Here is a 23449-nt window from a genome sequence, read left to right on the forward strand (position 1 = left end):
ATGACATGACGACAAGAAAACCAGAAGAATTAGAAGGTGTCACGCTACTGGGAAACCAAGGAACCAATTATTTGTTTGATTATGCACCACAAGTGCTTGAAACGTTTCCAAATAAACATACAAATAGAGATTACTTTGTGAAATTCAACTGCCCAGAATTTACCTCACTATGTCCGCAAACAGGTCAGCCTGATTTTGCGACAGTTTATATCAGCTATATCCCAAATGAAATCATGGTCGAAAGTAAATCGCTAAAATTATATTTGTTCAGCTTCCGTAACCATGGTGACTTCCATGAGGACTGTATGAACATTATTATGAACGACCTGATTGAATTGATGGATCCAAGGTATATTGAAGTTTGGGGCAAATTTACGCCAAGAGGCGGTATTTCCATTGACCCGTATACGAACTACGGGAAACCTGGCACGAAATATGAGGAAATGGCAGAATACCGTATGATGAACCATGATATGTATCCGGAGACGATTGATAATCGGTAATTATTCCGCTGTGTGAGACGGAGTGTGAAACGAATTGGTGTCACATTAAAGTGGAAAAAGTCACACCTGAAAATACTCATGGGAATTGTATAAAAAGTGTGACCTGAGGTGCAACCTGAACTGTGACTTTTATGCAGTGAAAAATTGATAGTACAGAAGCAGATGAAGGCGTACAATTTGTACGTCTTTTCTTTTTTATCCGAAAGAAAAAATGCCTATTTAGAGATCATAGGCATTAAATATTATGATCATATCTTCATTTATTGTTTAAAGTTAAGTTTCTGAACCTTCTCTTTAACATTTGAAACAGCTCATTTTTGAATTTCATCAAAGTTCTCCTGAATATAGTCCATGACACTTCTGATTAGAACTTCACTTTCAAAATTGACTATCTCATTTATTTCTGACTGTTCTTCATCTGTTAGGTGATGGTATTGATGTTGTTTATCATTTACTTCAGCAGCTACTTCAATCCTAACTTTAGTTGTTCTGGTTGTACAATTTCATATTCACCTTCTGCATACTCTTGCTCCGCATAATGGCTCCCCCATTGACAGAGCTCCTGCAAGATAGGTTTAAGAGATTCTCCAAGTTCAGTGGAAGAATATTCAACCTTCGGCGGTACTTGATTATACATCTTTCTGGTCACAAGTCCACTGGCCTCAAGCTCTCTAAGTGTTTGAATCAGCATTTTCTGCGTGATATTTGGGATAATGCGCTTTAATTCACTCGTTCTCTTTGGTCCATTCATTAAAAAGTATAATACAAGGCCTTTCCATTTTCCGCCAATCACTTCCTTTGTCACTTCAAACCCGCAGCTGAATTTTTTCATGTCTAAAGCTCTCCATTCCACATTTATTACTTTTTAGTTACTATATCACAAAAAAGTGGGTACTTCCGATAATGTGCTTGCTGGAGGATACTATATCTTGTAAGTTGCTCTTCAAGTACTTAAAGGTACTAGATATAAAATAATATGAATTCTAAAGGAGTGTTAAGTATGGGGAAATTTGAAGGTAAAATAGCGCTTGTAACGGGTGGAACAAGTGGGATTGGTCTTGCTGCTGCACAAAAATTTGTAAACGAAGGTGCATATGTGTATATCACGGGACGTAGACAAAACGAACTTGATAAAGCTGTTAACCAAATTGGCAAGAACGTAACCGGTGTTCAAGGTGATATTTCTAAGCTTGAAGACTTAGACAAACTATATGACATGATAAAGCAGGAAAAAGGTAAGTTGGACATCCTTTTTGCTAATGCAGGCATCGGCAACTTCCTGCCATTAGGTGAAATTACTGAAGAGCAGGTTGATAGAACGTTCGACATTAACGTGAAAGGAACCATTTTTACTGTTCAAAAAGCGCTATCACTATTCCCGGACAAAGTAGGTTCTATTATTGTAACGGGCTCTACTGCTGGATCAATTGGCAACCCAGCATTTAGTGTATATGGAGCATCTAAAGCAGCATTAAGAGCACTAGTTCGCAACTGGATTCTTGACCTAAAAGGTACTGAAATTCGTGTAAATGTGGTAAGTCCAGGAGTGATTCTTACACCTGCATACGATGAGCTTTTTGGTGATGCACTTGAAGGAGCGATGGAAAATGCCAGAAATACTGTTCCAGCTGGAAAAGTTGGGACACCTGAAGAAGTAGCAAACGCTGTAACTTTCCTTGCTTCAGACGAAAGCAGTTACTTGACGGGTGTTGAATTGTTCGTAGATGGCGGGCTAGCACAGGTATAATGTCACTGCGAAGAGATTACAAATCGTCCCCAAAAAAAGTTAATGGGGATTTACTTGAGTCATATAAAAAAGTCGTTTTCCTGATGTCCTGAGTAACCACAAATGCTGCAAACTAAGTTTGGTGATGATATGTAAAATGAGAAAAAAGGAAAAGACATGCCGGATGCATGTCTTTTTTTGCGAATCAACCATAAAAAAAGAGAAGAGTCATGTCACTCTTCTCATACGAATGGGAATAGAACTTGCTAGGACGGCTGGGGGCTACCAGCTCGTAAACATATTATACATGACAGAACGTACGTTTGTAAAGGGGATCATGTTTTTTTGCTTATCTCATTTGATGTAAGATAAAATAGAGGGAATGAATGATAAACGGAGGCGTTTGAGTTGGCAAACAAAGAAGAGCGGACAGAGCAGCTGCTAATGGATCTAAGGGAAGAGCTTCAAATACTCGAACATCAAAACAAAGAACGGTATAAATGGAGTGCCTCCACATTGCTTGGAGTGATTGCCCTCTTGATTGATAAAGGAGTGATCACACCCGAGGAAGTCGAGATGTACAAGACGAAGGCGGAAATGCAAACCTTTCATATGAAAAAAGATTGATGCTTTCTTCATATGAAGTAAGGTAAAAATAAGAAAAGGACATAACAAATTGATGACTCAATTGATATTATGTCCTTACTTTCTGCAATTCGTTTTCACAGCATTAAACAAGCTTATACATTAAAACATCATCCCAGTATTCATGGTCATTTATTTTAAATTCTTTTATTTTACGTCCTTCTTCTATAAACCCCATCTTTTTGTACAAAGAAATGGCCTTTTGATTTGTTGAGAAAACGGCTAAACTAACCTTTTCAATTGAAGGGTTCTTTTCTGCCCAATGTAATAATGCTGTTAGCAGCATTTCCCCTACGCCTAAACCTCTATAGCTCTTATGCACCATCAACCCGAAAGAACCCGTATGGGAAGTTCTTTTTCTATTTGATGAATGTTCAAAGGCTAACCATCCAATGACTTTTTCATCAGTTTGAGCAACTATGTACGTCTCATTTTCATTATCTATTCTTTTCTGTATCCATTCCCTGTGTTCTAAGAGGTTTTTTTTGTTTTCTTCAGGCGATGTAAGTAAATAATCTGATTCAGCAATAACAGATTTCTGTATTTCTAAAGTCATTTCAGCATCTTCCATTTTTCCAAAACGTACAATGATATCATTGGAATTTTGCATATTAGTTTTCTCCTGTCTAGAGCTAATACTGCATCTCATCATTTTTTAAAATGAAAAAGAAGGGTATTGAAATAGCTTTCACCATTTGGCTAAATCGTGATTAGCTTTGCTTCGTATGTACCGATTGTCTGAATTGAGGATTGCAAATTAATGTACGGAGTCTTTGATGATTTTATAGTTTTTATGATTAACGACTGTTAGTGAATCCAGTTCTAGATCTCTATAGTTGTCCATAATGGTGACATCCACAATGACAGAGTTTTCATTCACTTTTTCAACTACACCTGTTAAACCATTTCTAAATTCGATCACATTTCCAATTTTTGCAATCTTCAACCGATCCCTCTCCTTTAAAAACAGATTTCATTCCCTATTAAAAAGTATTTTGCAATATTTTCATACCAATGTAAAGGATAAAGACGTTTTTGTTTTGTTTTCGTTGTATGCTCTTCTAACGAATGGTATATTTAATAATTGATCATGGCTGAAAAGGAGCGGTTTTTTTGACTGAAGAACAAATCCTCACAATCCTCGAATCTTTACGGAATGGGACGGAAAAACAGGTGGCCATCCAAAAAGATGACTTTTTAACGTTTCGTTCTGTTTTGGTGAATCAAGATGATTTTAAACATTTTCGCGGGATCGCCAAACATGGTGGAGATGTTATTTTTGAATATCTTACAGAAGCAAGAAGCTAAAGCTTTTTCTCATTGATGAGAGAAAGCTTTTTTATTTTCGTTCTTTTGTCACACTTCAAACGACTCTGATACATATGAAAAGAAAATGTAATAACCCATAATCAGGAGCATAAGGATGATGATAGGTGAAAAAGGGACCTTTTTAAGCGCTAACAATTCCATTTTATGTGCGCTCAACTAGGACATGCCATTTAATGACGGAATTTGGACAGGCATGTAAATCTTTGTGCGTGAAAATAGAATGAGCTCTTGTTAGAGTGGACAAGTATCTTACAGCCTACTTTGATTATAGGAGGAAAAAGGCGAATGATTAAAATTCATACAGCTCTTTTTGTCATCCTTATGCTCGTTGCAGCAATGAAGATGGACAATATACAAGAGCAGCAAGGCACATTAAGTCACGAACTTTCACAAGCACCTGTTAAACATCAGCTTTCATATATAGATCAAGACCACGATCAAGTCATCCCAGCATTTTCTGAACAAAAGCGTCAGCCAAAAGTGAAATTGCTAAGTACGTCAACAGAAGAAAAGTCTTCAAAACCGAAGCAAAAGAAAAAAGTAAAATCTGAAACAACGAATAAGGCAAGTGGCAAACAGTATTCTAATGAAGAAATGGACTTGCTTTCTCGGTTGGTACACGCTGAAGCGAAAGGTGAATCTTACGAAGGGAAAAAAGCGGTGGCAAGTGTTGTCTTAAACAGGGTGGAGCATCGTTCTTTTCCTGACAGCGTGAAAGGTGTGATTTATCAGCGAAATGCCTTCCAGCCAGTATCAAATGGAAGTATTCATGATAAGGCAGATCAAGATTCCATTAAAGCGGTGAAGCAGGTAGTAAAAGAGCATGACAGAACAACAAAGGCTATCTATTTTTATAATCCAAAAACGGCAACAGATCATTGGATTCGTTCCCGCAAAATTGTAGAACGTATCGGACGTCACGTGTTTGCCGTATAGAGAAAAAGAGCGATCAATGAGATTGCTCTTTTTTTGTCTTCAATTATTAAAATATTTTTTGGACTTGTCTCATAGAATGTGAAAAGAATTTGCTTTAGACAAGGGGAGGCTACATGAATCGATTTGTAAAAGGGGTCATTCTGCTATCTGTCGCAGCTTTTATTGCGGAGTGTATAGAGTTTTTAGTCAATATGATTTTAGCGAGAGAGCTTGGAGAACATGGAATGGGTTTATATATGAGTATCCTTCCAATCATCATGCTTGTCCTTGTGATCGCCAGTTTAGAGCTGCCAGTCTCCATTTCTAAATTCATTGCAGAATCACATGAGCGTCTCCACAAAAGCATGCTCCGTCATGCCTTTAAAATGACACTTGTGGTGACAAGTACAACAACAGCTATAGCAGCTATTGTACTGCCTTTCATTCCAGTGTTTCAGTCGTATCATCCGCTTATGAAGGGCCTAGTGCTGTCACTTATCCCGATTATTGCGTTTACCTCCATTGCCCGCGGCTATTTTATGGGAAAACAGCAAATGGGCAGAATTGCTTTAGCCAATATGCTGAAGAAAACGATCCAGCTTATCTGCTTGTTTTTGTTTTTTCATTGGTATTCGTTTGATATTGAAACAGCAGTACTCATCGCCATTGGTGTCATTGTTGCGAGTGATCTTGTTGTCTTTATTTATTTATACTCCCAATACGTCATGGCAAAAAATGCTGTGAATGTCAGGTCTGTTGAATTAAGAGGAAGTGATGTGCGAAAGCGCCTATTAGCCGTTTCCATTCCGACAACGGGCATGCGCATCTTTCATGCGATCGCCAATGCGGTTGAACCATTTTTAATCAAAGGAGCGCTCGTAGCAGCAGGCATTTCTGGAACACTTGCTGTTGATCATTACGGCATGCTGGCTGGTGTCGCAATGTCGATCGGTTTTTTCCCAGCGTTTATCGCTCATTCCATCATGATTGTGATGATTCCGAGTGTCTCTGAAGCCTATGCTTTAGGTCAATATGATCTTGTGAAAAAACGTGTCAGACAGGCGATTCTTATAACGTTTGGATACGGGGTGCCGGCAGTGATGGTCATGTATTATTTTGCTTACCCGCTCACACAGCTCTTTTTTGATTCACCGCAAGCTGCTGTCTATTTACAGCTGCTTTGGCCATACTTTTTATGCCACCTGTTTGTGATGCCGTTTCAAGCGTGTTTAATCGGGATGGGGCTCATCAAAGATGTGTTCCTACATAATATATGGGTGCATGTCGTCTCTTTTTCTATGGTGTATTTCCTCGGTTCAATTGAAAGCTTGAATATGATGGGGGTCATTTTAGGGATGAACACAGGCATGCTGCTGTTGACTGCACTGCATTATGCGACGATTTGTAAGGAGCTCGGCGTTTCAATGTTTCTTACATTGAAAAAAGCTTGAATGTCATCGCCATCGAGAGGGCAAGCTAGAAGAAAACTGGGAAGGAAGATCATGATGAATCGTAAACATCTACCCGCCAGTCTTCTGATGATGACCCTGCTTCTATTTCTAACGAGCACAGCAGCAGAAGCAAAAGAGCCTGTGATGGCGCCAAGGATAGAGGCGCCGACATTAAATGGTGGCATGCAGATGGTTCCCGAAAAAGGGAAAAAGACCATTTTGCATTTTTGGACAACATGGTGCCCGTCCTGCAAAATGGAGCTGCCCGAATTTGAACAGATTGTGAAAGAAAATCAGAGTGATGTTGACATATTGACCGTGAATTTACTAGGTGCTGAACAAAGTAAACATGCTGTTGCCCAATTTGTGAAAGACAGAAGGTTTACATTCCCGATCATACTAGATGAACACGGAGAAATGATGAAGAAATATCAAATCATCACCATTCCAACGACCTTTTTGATTAACGAAAAAGGAGAAGTGGTGAAAAATCATGTAGGTCCACTGACGAAAAAACAAATCAAAGAGTGGACAAATTCGTAGAACAAATCCTTTCTGTGAAAGAACCAATTCTGTTGGTTCTTTTTTGTGTTCGTTTGCTTTTCATCTGAATACACTGTGCTCAGAAGAAGACGGAACGGTCTATATCAATAATGATAATTATTATCAAAAAGAAATTATAATAATTATTAATTGAAAATTAATCAGAACCTGTTATAATGAGTGACAGACCAATAAAAAGCTTGAAATAGCAGAAAATATAGATGAAAAAGAAACGGGCAACGATTGATAATATGAAAACGATTATCAATTAGAGAGGAGAAAACAATCATGAATGAGAATACAGCACTTTACCAAACGACAAATCAAAAGGAATCGAAATGGTCCTTACATAAATGGGCACAGCACGGAGAATTAATTGCAGCAGGTATATCGGGGATTCTTATTCTAACTGGATGGATTCTAAAGGATCAGAGCATGTGGAGCATTCCTCTTTTCATCCTAGCATTTGTCATTGGAGGTTTTGCAAAGGCGAAGGAAGGAATTGAAGAAACGATTTCGTCGAAGACCTTAAATGTGGAACTTTTAATGATTTTCGCAGCGATAGGATCAGCTCTGATTGGCTATTGGGCAGAAGGCGCTATCTTAATTTTTATTTTCTCACTGAGTGGTGCGCTTGAAACGTATACGTCAAATAAAAGCAAGAAAGATTTAACAGCATTAATGAGCATTGCACCAGATGAAGCAACTTTAATTGAAGAAGATGGTACGACCATTCAAATCGCCGCTTCATCATTAACACCAGGTGACCGGATTATGGTCAAAGCTGGGGAACGCATTGCAGCAGATGGTGTCATTTTAAGCGGGAGAACAAGTGTGGATGAATCTGCCCTCACAGGCGAATCTATTCCACAGGAAAAAGGGCAGGGGGAAGACGTATTTGCAGGAACAGTGAATTTAAATGGTTCCTTAACAGTGGAAGTCACGAAACATAATGAAGAAACGCTATTCCATAAAATTATTAAACTTGTTGAATCCGCTCAAGAAAGTGTTTCGCCAAGCCAGGCATTTATCGAAAAATTTGAGGGTGCCTATGTAAAAGGTGTGCTGATTACCGTTGCGGTATTAATGGTTCTGCCACATTTTGTACTCGGCTGGAGCATGAGTGAAACCTTCTACCGGGCAATGGTGTTTATGGTCGTTGCTTCACCTTGTGCTCTAGTTGCATCCATCATGCCAGCAGCACTGTCACTGATCTCAAATGGCGCGAGAAATGGAATGCTTGTTAAAGGAAGTGTCTTTTTAGAAAAACTAGGCACAAGCAGCATGATTGCTTTTGATAAAACGGGGACAATTACAAGCGGGAAGCCAGCCGTAGAACAAGTCGTCATGGCTAAAGGGCAGGATGAATCTGCTTTTTATCAGGCACTCTATCAAATTGAGAGTCAATCAAACCACCCATTAGCGAAAGCAATTTCTGATATGGCAAAAGAACACCAAACAGAAAGATCAGTCCATGTCACCATTGAAGAAACCTCTGGATTTGGTGTAAAAGCACAATTAAATGGAGAAACGTGGCGGATTGGGAAGAAAGACTTTGCGGGTAAGGCGTCAATCGACCGCGAGATTGAAGAGACAGGTGATGACCTTTCAGCTCAAGGATACACAGTGGTCTACGTTCAAAAGGGTGAAGAAGTTGTTGGCTGTCTTGGCCTTAAGGATCAAATCAGACCTGAAGCCAAAAAAATGATTCAAGAACTAAATGATTTAGGCATCCAAACCGTCATGCTGACAGGAGATCAGCAAAAAACGGCTGAAGCGATTGCGCAGGAAGCCGGTATCCAAACCGTAGTGGCTGAATGTCTTCCAGATGAAAAGGTACATGAGGTCAATCAATTAAAAAAACAAGGTAATTCAATCATCATGGTAGGAGACGGAATCAATGATGCACCAGCGCTCGCCACAGCAGATGTTGGGGTTGCGATGGGCGGAGGCACAGATGTTGCCTTAGAAACAGCGGATCTCATTTTAATGAAGAACAATTTAAGTAACCTAACAAAGATGATCCGTCTTTCAAGAAAAATGAATCGAATCATTAAGCAAAACATTATTTTCTCATTAACGGTGATCTGTCTGTTAATTTGTGCGAATTTCTTACAAGTGCTTGATTTGCCTTTTGGTGTCATCGGGCATGAAGGAAGTACGATTTTGGTCATTTTAAATGGTCTGCGTCTGCTTCGTGCATCCTAAATCAATCATCAGGGCGCACTGGATTCATGCCAGTGCGCTTTTGTGCGAAATACAGCAAAAACTGATACAATAGACCAGTAGTAAAACGTGTGAGGAGGATCATGATGAACCGAATGAAGAGCTTGTCTTCTTGGCTTAAGAAAGAAGACATTCAAGGTGCATTTATACATACAAAGGAAAATGTGTTTTATCTATCTGGATACTTCACAGAGCCGCATGAAAGAGTGATGGGGCTGTTTGTGTTCCAAGAGGCAGAACCATTTTTTATTTTGCCTAAAATGGAAGTCGAGCAGGCAAAAAATGCAGGATGGTCCGGCGATATCATTGGATATGAAGATCATGAGAATCCATTTGATTTCATTCAATCAGCGATAGAAAAACGAGGTATTCAAGCGGCGCGTCTTGCGATTGAAAAAGAATCGATTCCGCTTCAAAGAGCAGAACAGCTCCAAGCTGTCACCGGGGCAGAAACGTTCGTCCGGGCTGAAGATGCGCTCGATCAGCTCAGACTGATCAAAGATGAATCTGAAATTGCTACACTGAAAAAAGCGGCTCAATTGGCAGATGAAGGTGTAAAAATTGGTGTTAACGCCTTAAAAGAAGGAATCACAGAAACAGAAGTGCTCGCTGTCATAGAATATGAACTAAAGAAAAAAGGCATTCAAGGCATGTCCTTTTCAACCATGGTTCTCTTTGGTGAAAAATCAGGCGAGCCTCATGGAAATCCGGGACAGGCAGCCTTAAAAAAAGGCGATTTTGTGTTATTTGACCTTGGCGTCATTGTCGATGGATATTGCTCAGATATCACAAGAACATTTATCTATCAGGAAGCTTCTGAAAAGCAAAAGGACATCTATCAAACCGTCTTAAATGCAGAAATGGCAGCACTTGAAATGAGTAAGCCAGGCGTGAGAATCGGTGATCTTGACTTAAAAGCCCGCGGGCTGATTTCAGAAGCGGGGTATGGTGAATATTTCCCACATCGCCTCGGACATGGGTTAGGGATTTCTGTTCATGAGTTTCCTTCTATGAGTCAGGCAAATGACGACCTTCTGCAAGAAGGTATGGTGTATACGATTGAACCAGGAATTTATGTCCCGGGAGTCGGCGGCGTAAGAATTGAAGATGATGTTCTCATTACGGCAGATGGTCCAGTCACCTTAACCAATTATCCGAAAGAGCTGACGATCATCAAGTAATAAAAAAATCACGATGAACGTCCAGGTCTTGGAAGTGTCATCGTGATTTTTTATCACTCTTCTCGATCCTTATCAACAAAAAAATCATCAATTGATTGAAACGGTTTGATTTTATGTTCTTTTCCTAAAGGATGTAATGCAAAACGAGCAGAAAACAAAACAGTCATACATAATATAATCCATATGATGAAACCCATCTTGAATTCCCCTTTCCATCCAGTGATTTGTTCAGCTCACATACATCTTAAAGTATGAAACGCTTACCATATCAAGAGAAAGTAGGAGAAAAAATGGCAAACATAAGGGAGATTGCGAAAAGAGCGGGCGTATCTGTGACAACCGTATCACGTGTGTTGAATGAGCATCCTTATGTTAAAGAAGAAAAAAGGGAACGTGTTCTACAAGCGATGAAAGAGCTCAAGTATACGAGAAACATCCAGGCGGTTCATTTAGCGAAGGGCTATTCGAATATGCTTGGCATTGTCCTTCCAAACATTGAACACTCTTATTTCAGCACACTCGTCACAGGTATTGCAGAAAAAGCACAGGCGCGCGGTATGCATTTTGCTTTATTTCAAACAGGATATGACCCATTAAAAGAAAAAGAAGCGTTAATGAGTTTAAAAGAACGCCGTGTGGACGGTTTAATATTTTGTTCAAATGCATTAAGTGAAAGGCACATTTTAAAGTGGCAGGAATCAGGACCGATTATATTTTGTCATCCTGCGCTGCACGATCAATGCTCAACCGTGTCGATTGCGCATGATCAAGCATTTAAGGAAGGCCTGTATCATTTGGCGGCATGCGGCCATCAACGAATTGCGATCGTTCTCGCCAGAACAGAAGGAGCGAATAGCGAGTCGCGCCTTCAGGCTTATCAAGACATGATGCAATCGCTCGGGCAGACCATTGATGAGGAATGGATCATCGAAGGGAAGTTATCCCTGCTTGATGGGAAGCAATTATTTGCAGAATGGCAGGAAATGAAAAATCGTCCTACAGCTTTATTCATCACAAATGACGAAGTCTCTGCAGGCTTTTTATTAGAGGCGCAGCGTCATGACATAAAAGTAGGAGAATCACCAGCCATACTCAGCTTTCAAAATAACCAATTGAGTGAGGTTTTGGGGATTTCCAGCATTCATATTCCCCTCAAACAAATGGGACAGGAAGCTTTTGACTTGTTCGACCGGGCATTAAAGGGAGAGAAATCAGAAAAAAGAATGCTGCCATTTCACCTGATTGAGCGGACAACAACCGTTTTGAAAAACAATCGTTGACGCACGTTTCATCTGTTTTGTACGATAAGAGGGATTGAATAAGAAGGAGGTGGGGATGTTCATGGAATCCTTCACCGTTGATAAAGCGTTAAATAATAATGTCATCATCGCAAGACACCCTTCTTTGGGCGAAGTGGTTCTGATTGGGAAAGGGATCGGCTTCGGTAAAAAATCGGGTGATCTTCTCGATCAAGACGTGTTTGAAAAAATGTTTGTGTTAAAAAACACGAAGGAACAAACAGAATATAAACAGCTGCTTCATCATATTGATGAGAACATGATTGAGCTTGCCAATGACGTCATTTATCATATACGAGAAAAAATGGGACAGCGATTGAATGAGCATATTCATGTTGCACTGACCGACCATATTGCGTTTAGTTTTAAGCGGGTGCAGCAAGGCTATGATATCACGAACCCTTTTATGCTTGAGACGCAATCGCTTTACCCGAAAGAATACGAGGTTGCAAAGGAAGTCGTTGAACTGATTAACGAGCGGCCAGATGTCGAAACGAAGCTGCCAGAAGGAGAAATAGGCTTTATAGCGCTTCATATTCATTCAGCTTTGACGAATCGGCCTTTATCTGAAGTGAACCGTCATTCGCAGCTCATTACACAAATGGTCCAGGTCATTGAAGATTCATTTCATATGAAAGTAGACAGAGAAAGTATTCATTATTTACGCTTATTACGCCATATTACGTTTTCAATTGAGCGTATTAAACGGGGAGAATCATTAGAGGAGCCAGAAAAATTGCTTCATCTATTGAAAAATGAATATCCTTTATGCTACAATACTGCTTGGAAAATGATCAAAATTTTGCAGCATGCATTGAAAAAGCCTGTACAGGATGCTGAGGCCGTCTACCTGACACTTCATCTGTACAGATTGACAAATAAAATTTCATAGTTTCCTTGAAACGTGTAACTGATTCGATCAGGCATGAGTGACTTAAGGTAAATACAGGATAAGATCCTGTTATTTGCGCAACCTTATATCACCATGCCTTTTTTTGCGTTTGAAAGTGAAATGTAAACGGTTAATTATGAAATGTACGTCAGGGAGCATCCCAAATGTATGTTGTAAGCGAAAACAAAAGGAGGTTCAACCAGTGTTTAAATCACTTTTTGGTGTGTTGCAAAAAATTGGACGAGCACTCATGCTTCCAGTTGCGATCCTTCCTGCTGCCGGTATTTTACTAGCACTTGGGAATGCGATGCAAAATCCGCAGCTGATTGATGTAGCTCAATTTTTAAGCAACGATACAATTCAGCTTGTTGCAAGTGTCATGGAGAATGCGGGGAACATCGTCTTCTCGAATCTTCCGCTATTATTTGCTGTAGGGGTTGCCATCGGTCTTGCCAATGGAGACGGAGTGGCAGGAATTGCCGCTATCATCGGTTATCTTGTCATGAACGTAACGATGAGTGCCGTATTAATGGCCAACGGATCCATTCCATCCGATTCACTCAAACTAGCCCAGTTCTTCAAGGAAAGCCATCCAGCATATATTAATATGCTCGGTATACCGACCTTGTCTACCGGCGTTTTTGGCGGGATTATCGTCGGGGTATTAGCAGCTTATATGTATAATAAATTTTACAAAATTGAGCTCCCGCAATATCTTGGCTTCTTTGCTGGTAAGCGTTTTGTTCCAATCGTTACTTCTATTTCAGCACTTATTTTAGGGCTATTGATGCTAGTCATTTGGCCGCCAATCCAAGGTGCACTGAACTCATTTTCAACAGGACTGCTCGCAGCGAATGAGCCGCTGGCTGCCTTTGTATTCGGTGTCATTGAACGATCATTAATTCCATTTGGTCTGCACCACATTTTCTACTCACCATTCTGGTATGAGTTCTTTAGCTACAAGAGCTTATCAGGAGAGCTTGTCCGTGGTGACCAGCGTATTTTCATGGCGCAAATCAAAGATGGTGTTCAGCTGACAGCTGGTACATTCATGACAGGGAAATATCCGTTCATGATGTTCGGTCTTCCAGCAGCAGCACTTGCGATTTACCATGAAGCAAAACCAAAGAATAAAAAGCTAGTAGCAGGAATAATGGGATCAGCGGCCCTTACTTCTTTCCTAACAGGGATCACTGAACCGCTTGAATTCTCATTCTTGTTTGTTGCACCAGTATTATTTGCGATTCACTGTGTATTCGCTGGATTATCCTTTATGATAATGGATATTCTAAACGTGAAAATCGGGATGACCTTCTCAGGAGGGTTAATCGACTTTTTCCTATTTGGTATCCTGCCAAATAGAACCGCTTGGTGGCTCGTCATTCCAGTAGGTCTTGTCCTTGCTGTCATTTACTACTTCGGATTTAGATTCGCCATTCGCAAATTTAATCTGAAAACGCCAGGCCGCGAGGATGAAGCAGCAGACGGAGCAAGTGAGGCGAAGTCTGAAAAAGGTAATGACTTGCCTTATGAAATCCTTGAAGCAATGGGTGATCAAGAAAACATTAAGCACCTTGATGCTTGTATCACGCGTTTACGTGTTACTGTCAATGATCAGAAGAAAGTGGACAAGGACCGCTTGAAAAAGCTTGGCGCTTCAGGTGTTCTCGAAGTAGGGAACAACATCCAGGCAATCTTTGGACCGCGCTCTGATAATTTAAAAACACAAATGCAGGACATCATTGCAGGCCGCACGCCTCGTCCAGCGAAAGACCCTTCTGCAAAAGAAGAAGTCAGCCAGCAGGTCGAAGAAGTCATTGCAAAGCCGCTTCAAAATGAGCAAGGGGAAGAAATTTTTGCTTCACCAATTACAGGGGAGCTTCATCCAATTACAGATGTACCAGATCAAGTATTCTCAGGGAAAATGATGGGTGACGGTTTCGCCATCTTGCCAACAGATGGAACGGTTGTTTCACCGGTAAGAGGGAAGATCTTAAATGTGTTCCCGACGAAACACGCCATTGGCCTGCAATCTGATGGTGGACTTGAAATTTTGATCCACTTCGGAATTGATACGGTCGGCCTCAAAGGAGAAGGGTTTGAAGCATTTGTACAAGAGGGAGATCAAGTAGAAATCGGTCAAAAACTTTTAGAGGTTGATATTGATAAAATTAAGTCTGAAGTACCATCTTTGATGACTCCAATTGTATTTACCAACTTAAGTGAAGGACAATTTATTGACCTTCAAGCATCCGGTGAAATCAAAGCTGGACAAGAAAACATCATGAAAATTTCAAAATAATTTTCATAACTGCCGTTCTTGTTAGATGACAAGCTCGGCAGTATGATATAATATTGTGGATGTATTAATTGTATAAAAAGGAGATTGATAAAAATGGCTCAACAAACATTCAAAGTAACTGCAGATTCTGGAATTCACGCACGTCCTGCAACAGTTCTTGTACAAACTGCTAGTAAATATGATGCTGATATCAACTTAGAATATAATGGTAAAACAGTGAACCTGAAATCTATTATGGGTGTAATGTCTCTAGGAATTGCGAAAGGTGCTACAATCACAATCTCTGCTTCTGGTTCTGATGAAAATGATGCACTTGCTGCGCTTAAAGACACAATGAAAAGTGAAGGCCTAGGCGAGTAATGCAACAACTGAAAGGAATCGGTGCTTCAGCAGGCGTTGCGATTGCAAAAGCGTATCGTCTGGAAGAACCAGATTTAACAGTTCACCAAAAAGACATCAATGATCCAGAGACAGAAGTGAAGCGTTTTGAAGAAGCAATTCATGTTTCTAAACAAGAACTTGAAGCAATTAAAGAGCATGCGCTAAAAGAGCTTGGCCAAGACAAAGCAGATATCTTTTCTGCCCACCTTCTTGTGTTAAGTGATCCTGAACTGCTAAGCCCAGTAAAGGATAAAATCAAATCTGATAAAGTAAATGCTGAATTTGCTTTAAAAGAAACAGCGACGATGTTTGTCACAATGTTCGAAGCAATGGACAATGAATACATGAAGGAACGTGCGGCGGATATTCGCGACGTAACGAAACGTGTGATTGGACATTTGTTAGGCGTTGACATTCCAAACCCAAGCATGATTTCTGAAGAAGTCATCATCATTGCTGAAGATTTAACACCTTCTGATACTGCTCAGCTGAACAGACAATTTGTCAAAGGCTTTGCAACAGATATCGGCGGTCGTACTTCTCACTCAGCGATCATGGCAAGATCTATGGAGATTCCAGCAGTTGTTGGGACAAAAGAAGCAACAAAAACGGTGAAAAACGATGATCTGATCATTGTGGATGGTATTACTGGAGACGTCATCATTCAGCCTTCTGAAGATGAAGTGAAAGCGTATCAAAAAAAGCATGAAGACTACTTAGCTCAAAAAGCGGAATGGGCGAAACTTGTTGACCAGCCAACGGTTACAAAAGACGGCGTTCACGTAGAGCTAGCTGCAAATATCGGAACACCTGAAGATGTAAAAGGTGTACTTGAAAATGGCGGCGAAGCAGTCGGATTGTACCGTACTGAATTTTTATACATGGGCAGAGACCAGCTTCCTACAGAAGAAGAGCAGTTCGATGCGTATAAAACAGTTTTAGAGAAGATGGAAGGGAAAGCAGTGGTTGTCCGCACACTAGATATTGGTGGCGATAAAGAACTTCCTTACTTGCAGCTTCCAAAAGAAATGAACCCGTTCCTTGGCTATAGAGCCATTCGCCTTTGCCTGGAAGAGCAGGAGATTTTCAGAACACAACTACGCGCCTTACTTCGTGCAAGTACATATGGAAACTTGAAAATCATGTTCCCTATGATCGCGACGTTATCAGAATTTAGAGAAGCAAAAGCCATTTTACTTGAAGAAAAAGAAGCATTGGTTGCCGCTGGTACAGACGTTTCTGATTCGATTGAAATCGGAATGATGGTAGAAATTCCATCAACAGCTGTCATCGCAGACCAATTTGCAAAAGAAGTAGATTTCTTCAGTATTGGAACGAATGATTTGATTCAATACACAATGGCTGCTGATCGAATGAACGAACGAGTGTCTTACCTTTACCAGCCTTACAACCCAGCGATTTTACGTCTTATTACGCTTGTGATCGAAGCAGCGCATAAAGAGGGTAAATGGGTCGGCATGTGCGGTGAGATGGCAGGAGATGAAATCGCAATACCGCTACTACTTGGATTAGGATTAGATGAATTCTCAATGAGTGCAACATCCATTCTTCCAGCTAGAACGCAGCTAAGCAAGCTTTCTAAAGAAGAAGCTGCATCATTTAAAGAGCATATTTTATCACTTAGCACAACAGAAGAAGTGGTTGATTTCGTCAAGAAGACGTTTCAACAGAACTAAGTGAATGAAAACCAGACAGATGAAACTGTCTGGTTTTTTTGTCGAATTTTATCATATTGAGTCATATTGGGCAGTGAGAAGGGCACCCTATAATTAAAAAATGGAGGTGACCAGATTGCCTTTCTCAGACTACAAACCGGGTGATCAAGTATATGTGATTTATCGAAATCCACATGCTGCAAACGTAGCACAAATTAAAGAAGCAGAAATTGTTTCACATCCATACAACGAAGAAGAGCTTGCCCTCTTTTTGCTTGAAACGTATCATCCACTAGCACCAGATGATGCTGTTTTTCCAACATATGAAGAAGCAGAAGCTCTTTATCAAGACTTGTTTGAATAAGGGAGATTTTAGAAAGGATAAAAGCCATCCTGTGCGGTTAAAGTAACGGTATGAAAACCTTAAAGGTAAGGATGTGCTTAATATGATCAAACCTTTCGTTCCCCAGCTTGTTTACATTGAACCTCGGGCGTTAGAGTACCCGTTAGGACGAGAGCTGAAGGAAAAGTTTGAGGGTATGGGAATCGAAATAAGAGAAACGACTTCACACAACCAGGTCAGAAATATTCCGGGAAAAAATGACTTGCAAAAGTATCGTAATGCGAAGTCAACACTTGTCATTGGTGTGCGGAAGACATTAAAGTTTGACTCGTCTAAACCATCTGCAGAGTATGCGATCCCATTTGCAACAGGATGTATGGGGCATTGTCATTATTGCTATTTGCAAACAACAATGGGAAGTAAGCCGTACATTCGAACGTACGTCAATGTAGAAGAAATATTAGATCAGGCAGATCAATACATGAACGAGCGGGCGCCGGATATCACGAGATTTGAAGCATCATGTACTTCAGACATCGTAGGAATTGACCATTTGACACATACACTCAAACGAGCGATTGAATACTTCGGGCAGACGGACCTGGGAAAACTTCGCTTTGTCACGAAATTCCATCATGTCGATCATCTGTTAGATGCAAAGCATAATGGCCGGACAAGATTCCGTTTTAGCATCAATGCCGATTATGTCATTAAATATTTCGAGCCTGGCACATCACCGCTAGATCAGCGGATTGAAGCGGCTGTTAAGGTCGCAAAGGCAGGCTATCCTCTAGGCTTTATTGTTGCTCCAATCTACATCCATGAAGGCTGGCAGGAAGGATATAAAGTTCTTTTTGAAAAGCTTGATGCAGCTCTTCCTGAAGATGTGAGAGACGATATCACCTTTGAGATGATTCAGCATCGCTTTACAAAACCAGCAAAACGTGTGATTCAAAAAAACTATCCGAAATCAAAATTAGAATTAGACGAAGAAAAAAGAAGATACAAATGGGGAAGATATGGGATAGGAAAATATATCTATCAAAAAGATGAGGAACAAGAACTGAGAGAGACTTTAGAGTCATATATAGATCAGTACTTTCCTTCTGCAAAAATTGAATATTTTACTTAAAACAAGCCTATATGGCTTGTTTTTTCTATTTAAATTTTCTTACAACTATTGAATGCGGTATCATTTTGCCGATATATAAATTAAGGTGTGAAAGTAGATGTAGGGGTGATGAGATGTTTAAGAAACTTCAAGTGAGAATAGCTGTTTTCATCTCAGTTATTTTAATTTTAACCGTCGTGGCTGTTCAAGTGGGTTCCAACTTAGTGTTAAGACCACTGATTGAACGAGATGCAAAAACCACCGCAGCAGCAACGGCAGAAAGTATGAGAGACATTATTACAGAAAAGCTTGATAATTACGGCAATACAATTAATAAACTCGCAACAAGTACAATGACTGAAGAATTTGCGCGAAAACAAACCAAGCAAACATTGGCTTTTGAAAACGATGAACTAAAAAACATGCAGGAACAGGATAAACTCATTTCGTTTGCCTATATAGGTACAAGTGACGGAAAAATGTTCGGCTTTCCGGAGTTCGATCTTGGCGAAGGGTATGATCCATCGAAACAAGGCTGGTTTAAACAAGCAGCCGAAAAGCCTGAACAGGTCGTTTGGACAGATCCATATGTTGATGAAGCAACGAAAAAAATGATTGTCTCAGCCACGAAGGCGATTGTCAAAAATGGAAAAGTCATTGGGGTCGCTGGACTTGATTTGAAGCTGTCCTCCATTCAAACGTATATAAATGAACAAGAGATTCCTTATAAGGGGACCGCTTTCTTAGTTGATGGCACAGGCACCCTTTTGGCGCATCCAACAGAGCAAGGAAAAAACATATCAAAGGTCGCTTCTGTGAAAAAAGCGCTTGACAACTCAGGTGTTGATGACAGCAAAGAACTGACGGTCCTATCTAAAATCAAAGAAGCCGATTGGACGGTTGGTGTCAGCTTTGAGAAAAGTAAACTGCTTTGGATCACAGAAAAAATGAATCAGACAAGTATCATTATATCCGTCATTGCCATTATTCTTGCGATGATCCTCAGCTTCTTATTGGCAAGAAGCATTACAACGCCAATCAAGCGTCTAATAGAGCACGCTCATAAGGTGTCAGAAGGCGATTTAACAAGCACGCTTGAAACGAAGTCCCAAGATGAAATTGGTTTCCTCACGAAAAGCTTCAATCAAATGACCGAGGATATCAGGGAGTTAATTGAAAAAGTGAAAGGGGCTTCAGATCAAGTTGTGAAATCAGCGGATGAAGTGACGCACATTTCAAATGAGACCTTGCTTTCTAGCGAACAGATTGCAACGGCCATTCAAGAAGTGGCAACAGGAGCGTCTAAGCAGGCATCAGATGCAGAAACAATTAATGAGAAATCAGAGCATTTGTATGAGAAAGTGCGTCATATGGGTGAGCTTGCCACGCAAATGCAAACCAATTCAAAATCATCTGAAGATGCCAGCTATAAAGGACTTGACGCACTTGGTGTGCTCGTCCAAAAATCAACACAAGCGAACGAAGAATCGAAAAAGGTAGAGCAAATGCTGCTAGACCTTGAGCATAAAACGAAAAATATTGAAAACGTCGTGACTGCTATTTCTGAAATCTCGGATCAAACGAATTTACTTGCACTGAATGCAAGCATTGAAGCAGCGAGAGCAGGAGAAAGTGGACGAGGATTTGCTGTAGTTGCAGAAGAAGTGAGAAAGCTTGCTGAACAATCTGCGCAGTCAACAAAACACATTAGTGAAACCGTCAAACTCATTCAAGATGAATCGAAGAAGGCGGCTGAAGCGATGACAACAGCAAGTAAAATGAATGAGGAACAAGGTGCCGCCATCAATGCAACAGGTGAGGCACTCAGCAGCATCACAATGGAAATGCAGGCACTTGTCGGTTCAATCGACAGCATTCATACACAGATCAATGAAATGACAGAAGAACAGCAGAAGATGAGTGACTCGATTCAAAGCATTGCTGCCATTTCAGAAGAATCTGCTGCCTCAGCTGAGGAAGTGCATGCGTCTACAGATGAACAAGTTCAAGCGTTAGAAAGAACGAAAACTTCAACTGAAATGCTGAACGAATCAAGCCAGGCACTGCGTCAGGCGGTTGACCGATTTAAGGTGTAATGAGCGGAATGGAACCTTGCGATGTGAGCAAGGTTCTTTTTGTATGATAAAATAAACGAGAGGAGGTGTTGACATGGATGTCAATCTAACTGGAAAAAAAGCATTGGTGGCTGCAAGCAGTCAAGGTATTGGAAAAGCGATTGCCTTTGCTCTAGCAAAAGAAGGAGCAAATGTGATGCTCTCGGGAAGACATGAACAGAAGCTGAAAGAAACAGTCAACGAGCTGTCTCCGCTTGTTAAAGGACAGCTGACTTATCAAGTATGTGATGTATCTGACGCCGGGCAAATCAAGGCGCTTGTTCAAGCGGCGGCCGGTGATGAGAAGTGTCTAGACATTCTTGTGAACAATACAGGCGGGCCAAAAACAGGGACGCTCGACACCTTAACAGATGAAGATTGGATCGAATCATTTCAACTTCATTTACTCAGCTATATTCGATTATTAAAAGAGGCATTGCCTTATTTGAAAAAACGCGGCGCACGTGTGTTAAATATTGCGTCAATGTCAGTGAAAGAACCGATACCGGGCTTGATGCTGTCGAATACATTTAGACCGGCCATTGCCGGCTGGACAAAAACAGCCGCTCAGGAGCTTGCGAAGGATGGCATTTTGATCAATACGTTAGCACCGGGAAAAATTGAAACAGACCGTGTGAAACAGCTGGAAAAGCACCGAGCACAAAGAGAGAATCAAACGGTTGAAGAAATCAAAGCACAGGCTGAACGAGCGATCCCGCTTGGCCGTTACGGACAGCCAGAGGAATTTGCAGCATATGCAGTGTTTCTTTTATCTGAAGCCAATACATATATGACAGGTCAAACACTGATCATTGATGGTGGATTGACAAAGTCTCTTTAAGGAGGAACAAGTGATGGCACAAATCAAAACAGTTGGTTTTATAGGAATCGGTGTAATGGGACGCAGTATGGCAGGGCATTTAATGGATGCAGGCTATGAAGTTATCGTTTATACAAGAACGAAAGCAAAAGCAGAAGCATTGATTCAAAAAGGGGCATCATGGAAGCCGGCAGTAAAAGAGATTGCAGAAAGTGCAGATGCCGTCATCACAATGGTGGGATATCCATCGGATGTAGAAGAGATCTATTTAGGTGAAGATGGGCTTGTGACACATGCCGCTCCAGGTACATATCTCATTGATATGACGACATCGAAGCCTCAGCTTGCAAAAGAAATTGAGCTGAAAGCGAAGGAAAGAGGTGTATTTGCATTAGATGCACCTGTATCAGGCGGAGACATAGGAGCCCAAAATGGCACGCTGGCCATTATGATCGGCGGAGAAAGGTCAGCCTATGAAGCCTGTCTGCCGCTATTTGAGCAAATGGGTGAAAACATTCAATATCAAGGACCGGCAGGAAGCGGTCAGCATACAAAAATGTGTAACCAAATTGCCATTGCAGCGGGGATGGTCGGTGTCGCAGAGGCAATGGCCTATGCCGAAAAATCAGGGCTTGATCCAGAGCAGGTGCTCAAAAGCATCACAACAGGTGCAGCCGGCAGCTGGTCCTTGTCAAATCTTGCACCAAGAATGCTGAAAGGCGATTTCGAGCCAGGGTTTTATGTGAAACATTTTATCAAGGATATGGGCATTGCACTTGAAGAAGCAGAGCTGATGGGGGAAGAAATGCCAGGGCTCTCACTTGCGAAGTCACTTTATGAAAAGCTGAGCGAACAGGGTGAAGAAAACAGCGGGACCCAGAGCATCTATAAATTATGGGTCAAATAAATAAACTGCCCCGCCTAGGTGGAATAGTTTGCAGCTTTAAACAAACTCTCAAAACAAACTAAAAACCTGTCCCACATAGGGACAGGTTTTTTTGATATTATTTTCCGATGAATTGCTGAGTCCAGTAGTTGCCAGATTTCACATAACCAACACCGATATGTGTATAGCTTTTGTTTAAAATGTTCGCTCTGTGGCCCTCACTGTTCATCCATGCTGTCACAACTTCTTGAGGGGATCTTTGACCTTGGGCAATGTTTTCACCTGCTGATTTGTAAGTGATACCGAATTGCTTCATTTGATCAAATGGAGATCCATAAGTTGGGCTTGTATGAGAGAAATAGTTTTTATCTTTCATATCTTGAGATTTTGCGCGAGCAGATTTGCTTAATTTAGAATCAACAGAAAGTGCCTTTAAGCCTTGCTTTGCACGCTCTTTATTTGTCAGCTCAACCACTTCTTTTTCAAATGCATTTAAGCTGCTGTCTGCTTTTGATGCCGCTGTGTCTTTTTGGTCAGCTTTAGTGTTGCTGCTTGTGTTTTCTTTTGCTGGAGTGCTTGGCTTAGAAGCAGTTGGTTTTTTCACTGATTCTTGTTTTTGTTCTTGTTTTGCTTTGTTTACTTCTTTCACTACTTTTGTTCCAGTAACAGGTTGACCGCTTTTGATCAGTTTGTTTAATAGAGCTTCGATCTCTTTTTGATTCGACTTGCTTAGCTTGTTTACATCTGAAGAGATATGTAATTTTGCTGCTAGTGTATGAAGATCAATGGCTTGATGCTGTACATTTATTACTTGTTTCAGGTTAAGCTCCTTCGCATCAGCTGAATGTCCTCCAGTGAATGTGATGAGTGCAGCAGCTGTCAGCGCTGAAAAAAAGAATGATTTCTTCTTCATATTGTAACTCCTCCTAAAATCTTTGTTTTGTTTTCTCACAAAAAATCATAACATGGACTTTTTGTTATAAACGTACCAGCATCCTCCATTGACAATGCCAGTTTGTCATTTTTGTTAAAGTCATCGTAAGAGCCGCTTCATATCAAAGGATAGGGGATTCTTCCATTTAAAGAAAACGACATAAACATACCAAT

General features: G+C 40.7%; 24 protein-coding genes. 19 read left to right on the plus strand and 5 right to left on the minus strand.

All coding sequences use genetic code 11. From position 1 onward, the window contains the following. Positions 1-5: 5 nt before the first annotated feature. Complete coding sequence (gene queF / locus MHB66_RS06485) at positions 6-503, plus strand: preQ(1) synthase (protein ID WP_024426839.1); 498 nt, start codon at positions 6-8, stop codon at positions 501-503. 463 nt (positions 504-966) lie between these two features. Here queF and MHB66_RS06490 read toward each other — a convergent pair whose 3' ends face one another. Continuing rightward, positions 967-1335, minus strand: a complete 369-nt coding sequence (locus tag MHB66_RS06490) for a winged helix-turn-helix transcriptional regulator (RefSeq protein WP_046310766.1) — start codon at positions 1333-1335, stop codon at positions 967-969. A 168-nt stretch (positions 1336-1503) separates the two neighbouring features. Here MHB66_RS06490 and MHB66_RS06495 point away from each other — a divergent pair, with 168 nt between their 5' ends. Next, complete coding sequence (locus MHB66_RS06495) at positions 1504-2250, plus strand: glucose 1-dehydrogenase (RefSeq protein WP_034281548.1); 747 nt, start codon at positions 1504-1506, stop codon at positions 2248-2250. Between the two features lie 387 nt (positions 2251-2637). Beyond that, positions 2638-2856, plus strand: coding sequence for a hypothetical protein (locus tag MHB66_RS06500; RefSeq protein ID WP_046310768.1), 219 nt, complete (start codon positions 2638-2640; stop codon positions 2854-2856). Positions 2857-2959: 103 nt separating this feature from the next. On the opposite strand, the gene MHB66_RS06505 is transcribed toward MHB66_RS06500, so the two are convergent. Together MHB66_RS06505 and MHB66_RS06510 are read right to left on the minus strand one after the other, a co-directional pair. After that, positions 2960-3484, minus strand: a complete 525-nt coding sequence (locus tag MHB66_RS06505; RefSeq protein ID WP_046310770.1) for a GNAT family N-acetyltransferase — start codon at positions 3482-3484, stop codon at positions 2960-2962. A 147-nt stretch (positions 3485-3631) separates the two neighbouring features. Beyond that, entirely contained in the window at positions 3632-3820 is a 189-nt protein-coding gene (locus MHB66_RS06510; protein WP_003211747.1) for a DUF2187 family protein, read from the minus strand. A 167-nt stretch (positions 3821-3987) separates the two neighbouring features. On the opposite strand from MHB66_RS06510, the gene MHB66_RS06515 reads away from it, so the two are divergent. The 6 genes from MHB66_RS06515 (at position 3988) to MHB66_RS06540 (ending at position 10519) form a co-directional block, all read left to right on the plus strand. Continuing rightward, positions 3988-4182: a hypothetical protein gene (locus tag MHB66_RS06515; RefSeq protein ID WP_034281552.1), complete on the plus strand. Its 195-nt coding sequence runs from the start codon at positions 3988-3990 to the stop codon at positions 4180-4182. Between the two features lie 306 nt (positions 4183-4488). Continuing rightward, on the plus strand, positions 4489-5139 hold the full coding sequence (locus MHB66_RS06520) for a cell wall hydrolase (protein ID WP_034281553.1): 651 nt from the start codon (positions 4489-4491) through the stop codon (positions 5137-5139). 113 nt (positions 5140-5252) lie between these two features. After that, the gene (locus tag MHB66_RS06525; RefSeq protein ID WP_024424690.1) at positions 5253-6569 is read left to right on the plus strand and encodes a polysaccharide biosynthesis protein; all 1317 of its coding nucleotides are present in this window, start codon (positions 5253-5255) and stop codon (positions 6567-6569) included. A gap of 54 nt (positions 6570-6623) precedes the next feature. Next, the gene (stoA, locus tag MHB66_RS06530) at positions 6624-7112 is read left to right on the plus strand and encodes an endospore biogenesis thiol-disulfide oxidoreductase StoA (RefSeq protein ID WP_046310774.1); all 489 of its coding nucleotides are present in this window, start codon (positions 6624-6626) and stop codon (positions 7110-7112) included. 288 nt (positions 7113-7400) lie between these two features. Then, positions 7401-9320, plus strand: coding sequence for a heavy metal translocating P-type ATPase (locus MHB66_RS06535; RefSeq protein WP_046310776.1), 1920 nt, complete (start codon positions 7401-7403; stop codon positions 9318-9320). Positions 9321-9424: 104 nt separating this feature from the next. Beyond that, positions 9425-10519 (plus strand): Xaa-Pro peptidase family protein, encoded by a 1095-nt coding sequence (locus MHB66_RS06540; RefSeq protein WP_034281559.1) that lies wholly within the window; start codon positions 9425-9427, stop codon positions 10517-10519. A gap of 53 nt (positions 10520-10572) precedes the next feature. On the opposite strand, the gene MHB66_RS06545 is transcribed toward MHB66_RS06540, so the two are convergent. Beyond that, positions 10573-10716: a hypothetical protein gene (locus tag MHB66_RS06545; protein WP_162842493.1), complete on the minus strand. Its 144-nt coding sequence runs from the start codon at positions 10714-10716 to the stop codon at positions 10573-10575. Between the two features lie 93 nt (positions 10717-10809). Between MHB66_RS06545 and MHB66_RS06550 the strand changes: the two genes are divergently transcribed. The 10 genes from MHB66_RS06550 to MHB66_RS06595 all read left to right on the plus strand — a co-directional run bounded on the left by MHB66_RS06550 (position 10810) and on the right by MHB66_RS06595 (position 22363). Further along, positions 10810-11799, plus strand: a complete 990-nt coding sequence (locus tag MHB66_RS06550) for a LacI family DNA-binding transcriptional regulator (protein ID WP_046310778.1) — start codon at positions 10810-10812, stop codon at positions 11797-11799. A gap of 55 nt (positions 11800-11854) precedes the next feature. Beyond that, positions 11855-12709 (plus strand): transcription antiterminator, encoded by an 855-nt coding sequence (locus tag MHB66_RS06555; protein WP_024424695.1) that lies wholly within the window; start codon positions 11855-11857, stop codon positions 12707-12709. 202 nt (positions 12710-12911) lie between these two features. Next, positions 12912-15011: a glucose-specific PTS transporter subunit IIBC gene (gene ptsG / locus MHB66_RS06560; RefSeq protein WP_024424696.1), complete on the plus strand. Its 2100-nt coding sequence runs from the start codon at positions 12912-12914 to the stop codon at positions 15009-15011. Positions 15012-15104: 93 nt separating this feature from the next. Beyond that, a complete protein-coding gene (locus MHB66_RS06565; protein ID WP_003211078.1) occupies positions 15105-15371 on the plus strand; it encodes a phosphocarrier protein HPr in 267 nt (88 codons plus the stop codon). Continuing rightward, the gene (gene ptsP, locus MHB66_RS06570; protein WP_034281562.1) at positions 15371-17089 is read left to right on the plus strand and encodes a phosphoenolpyruvate--protein phosphotransferase; all 1719 of its coding nucleotides are present in this window, start codon (positions 15371-15373) and stop codon (positions 17087-17089) included. Before MHB66_RS06565 ends, ptsP begins: the two co-directional genes overlap by 1 nt. A 100-nt stretch (positions 17090-17189) precedes the next feature. After that, entirely contained in the window at positions 17190-17432 is a 243-nt protein-coding gene (locus MHB66_RS06575) for a transcriptional regulator SplA domain-containing protein (protein WP_044331928.1), read from the plus strand. A gap of 82 nt (positions 17433-17514) precedes the next feature. After that, the gene (splB, locus tag MHB66_RS06580) at positions 17515-18543 is read left to right on the plus strand and encodes a spore photoproduct lyase (RefSeq protein ID WP_034281564.1); all 1029 of its coding nucleotides are present in this window, start codon (positions 17515-17517) and stop codon (positions 18541-18543) included. Between the two features lie 113 nt (positions 18544-18656). Beyond that, positions 18657-20618: a methyl-accepting chemotaxis protein gene (locus MHB66_RS06585; protein ID WP_046310782.1), complete on the plus strand. Its 1962-nt coding sequence runs from the start codon at positions 18657-18659 to the stop codon at positions 20616-20618. 73 nt (positions 20619-20691) lie between these two features. After that, positions 20692-21477 (plus strand): SDR family oxidoreductase, encoded by a 786-nt coding sequence (locus MHB66_RS06590; RefSeq protein ID WP_034281567.1) that lies wholly within the window; start codon positions 20692-20694, stop codon positions 21475-21477. Positions 21478-21490: 13 nt separating this feature from the next. After that, positions 21491-22363 (plus strand): NAD(P)-dependent oxidoreductase, encoded by an 873-nt coding sequence (locus tag MHB66_RS06595; protein WP_046310784.1) that lies wholly within the window; start codon positions 21491-21493, stop codon positions 22361-22363. A 97-nt stretch (positions 22364-22460) separates the two neighbouring features. Here MHB66_RS06595 and MHB66_RS06600 read toward each other — a convergent pair whose 3' ends face one another. Next, on the minus strand, positions 22461-23255 hold the full coding sequence (locus MHB66_RS06600; protein WP_034281569.1) for a CAP domain-containing protein: 795 nt from the start codon (positions 23253-23255) through the stop codon (positions 22461-22463). Positions 23256-23449 lie beyond the last annotated feature (194 nt).

It is taken from the genome of Bacillus sp. FSL L8-0167, assembly GCF_038630295.1.
In the GTDB taxonomy this organism is placed as follows: Bacteria; Bacillota; Bacilli; order Bacillales; family Bacillaceae; genus Bacillus; species Bacillus safensis.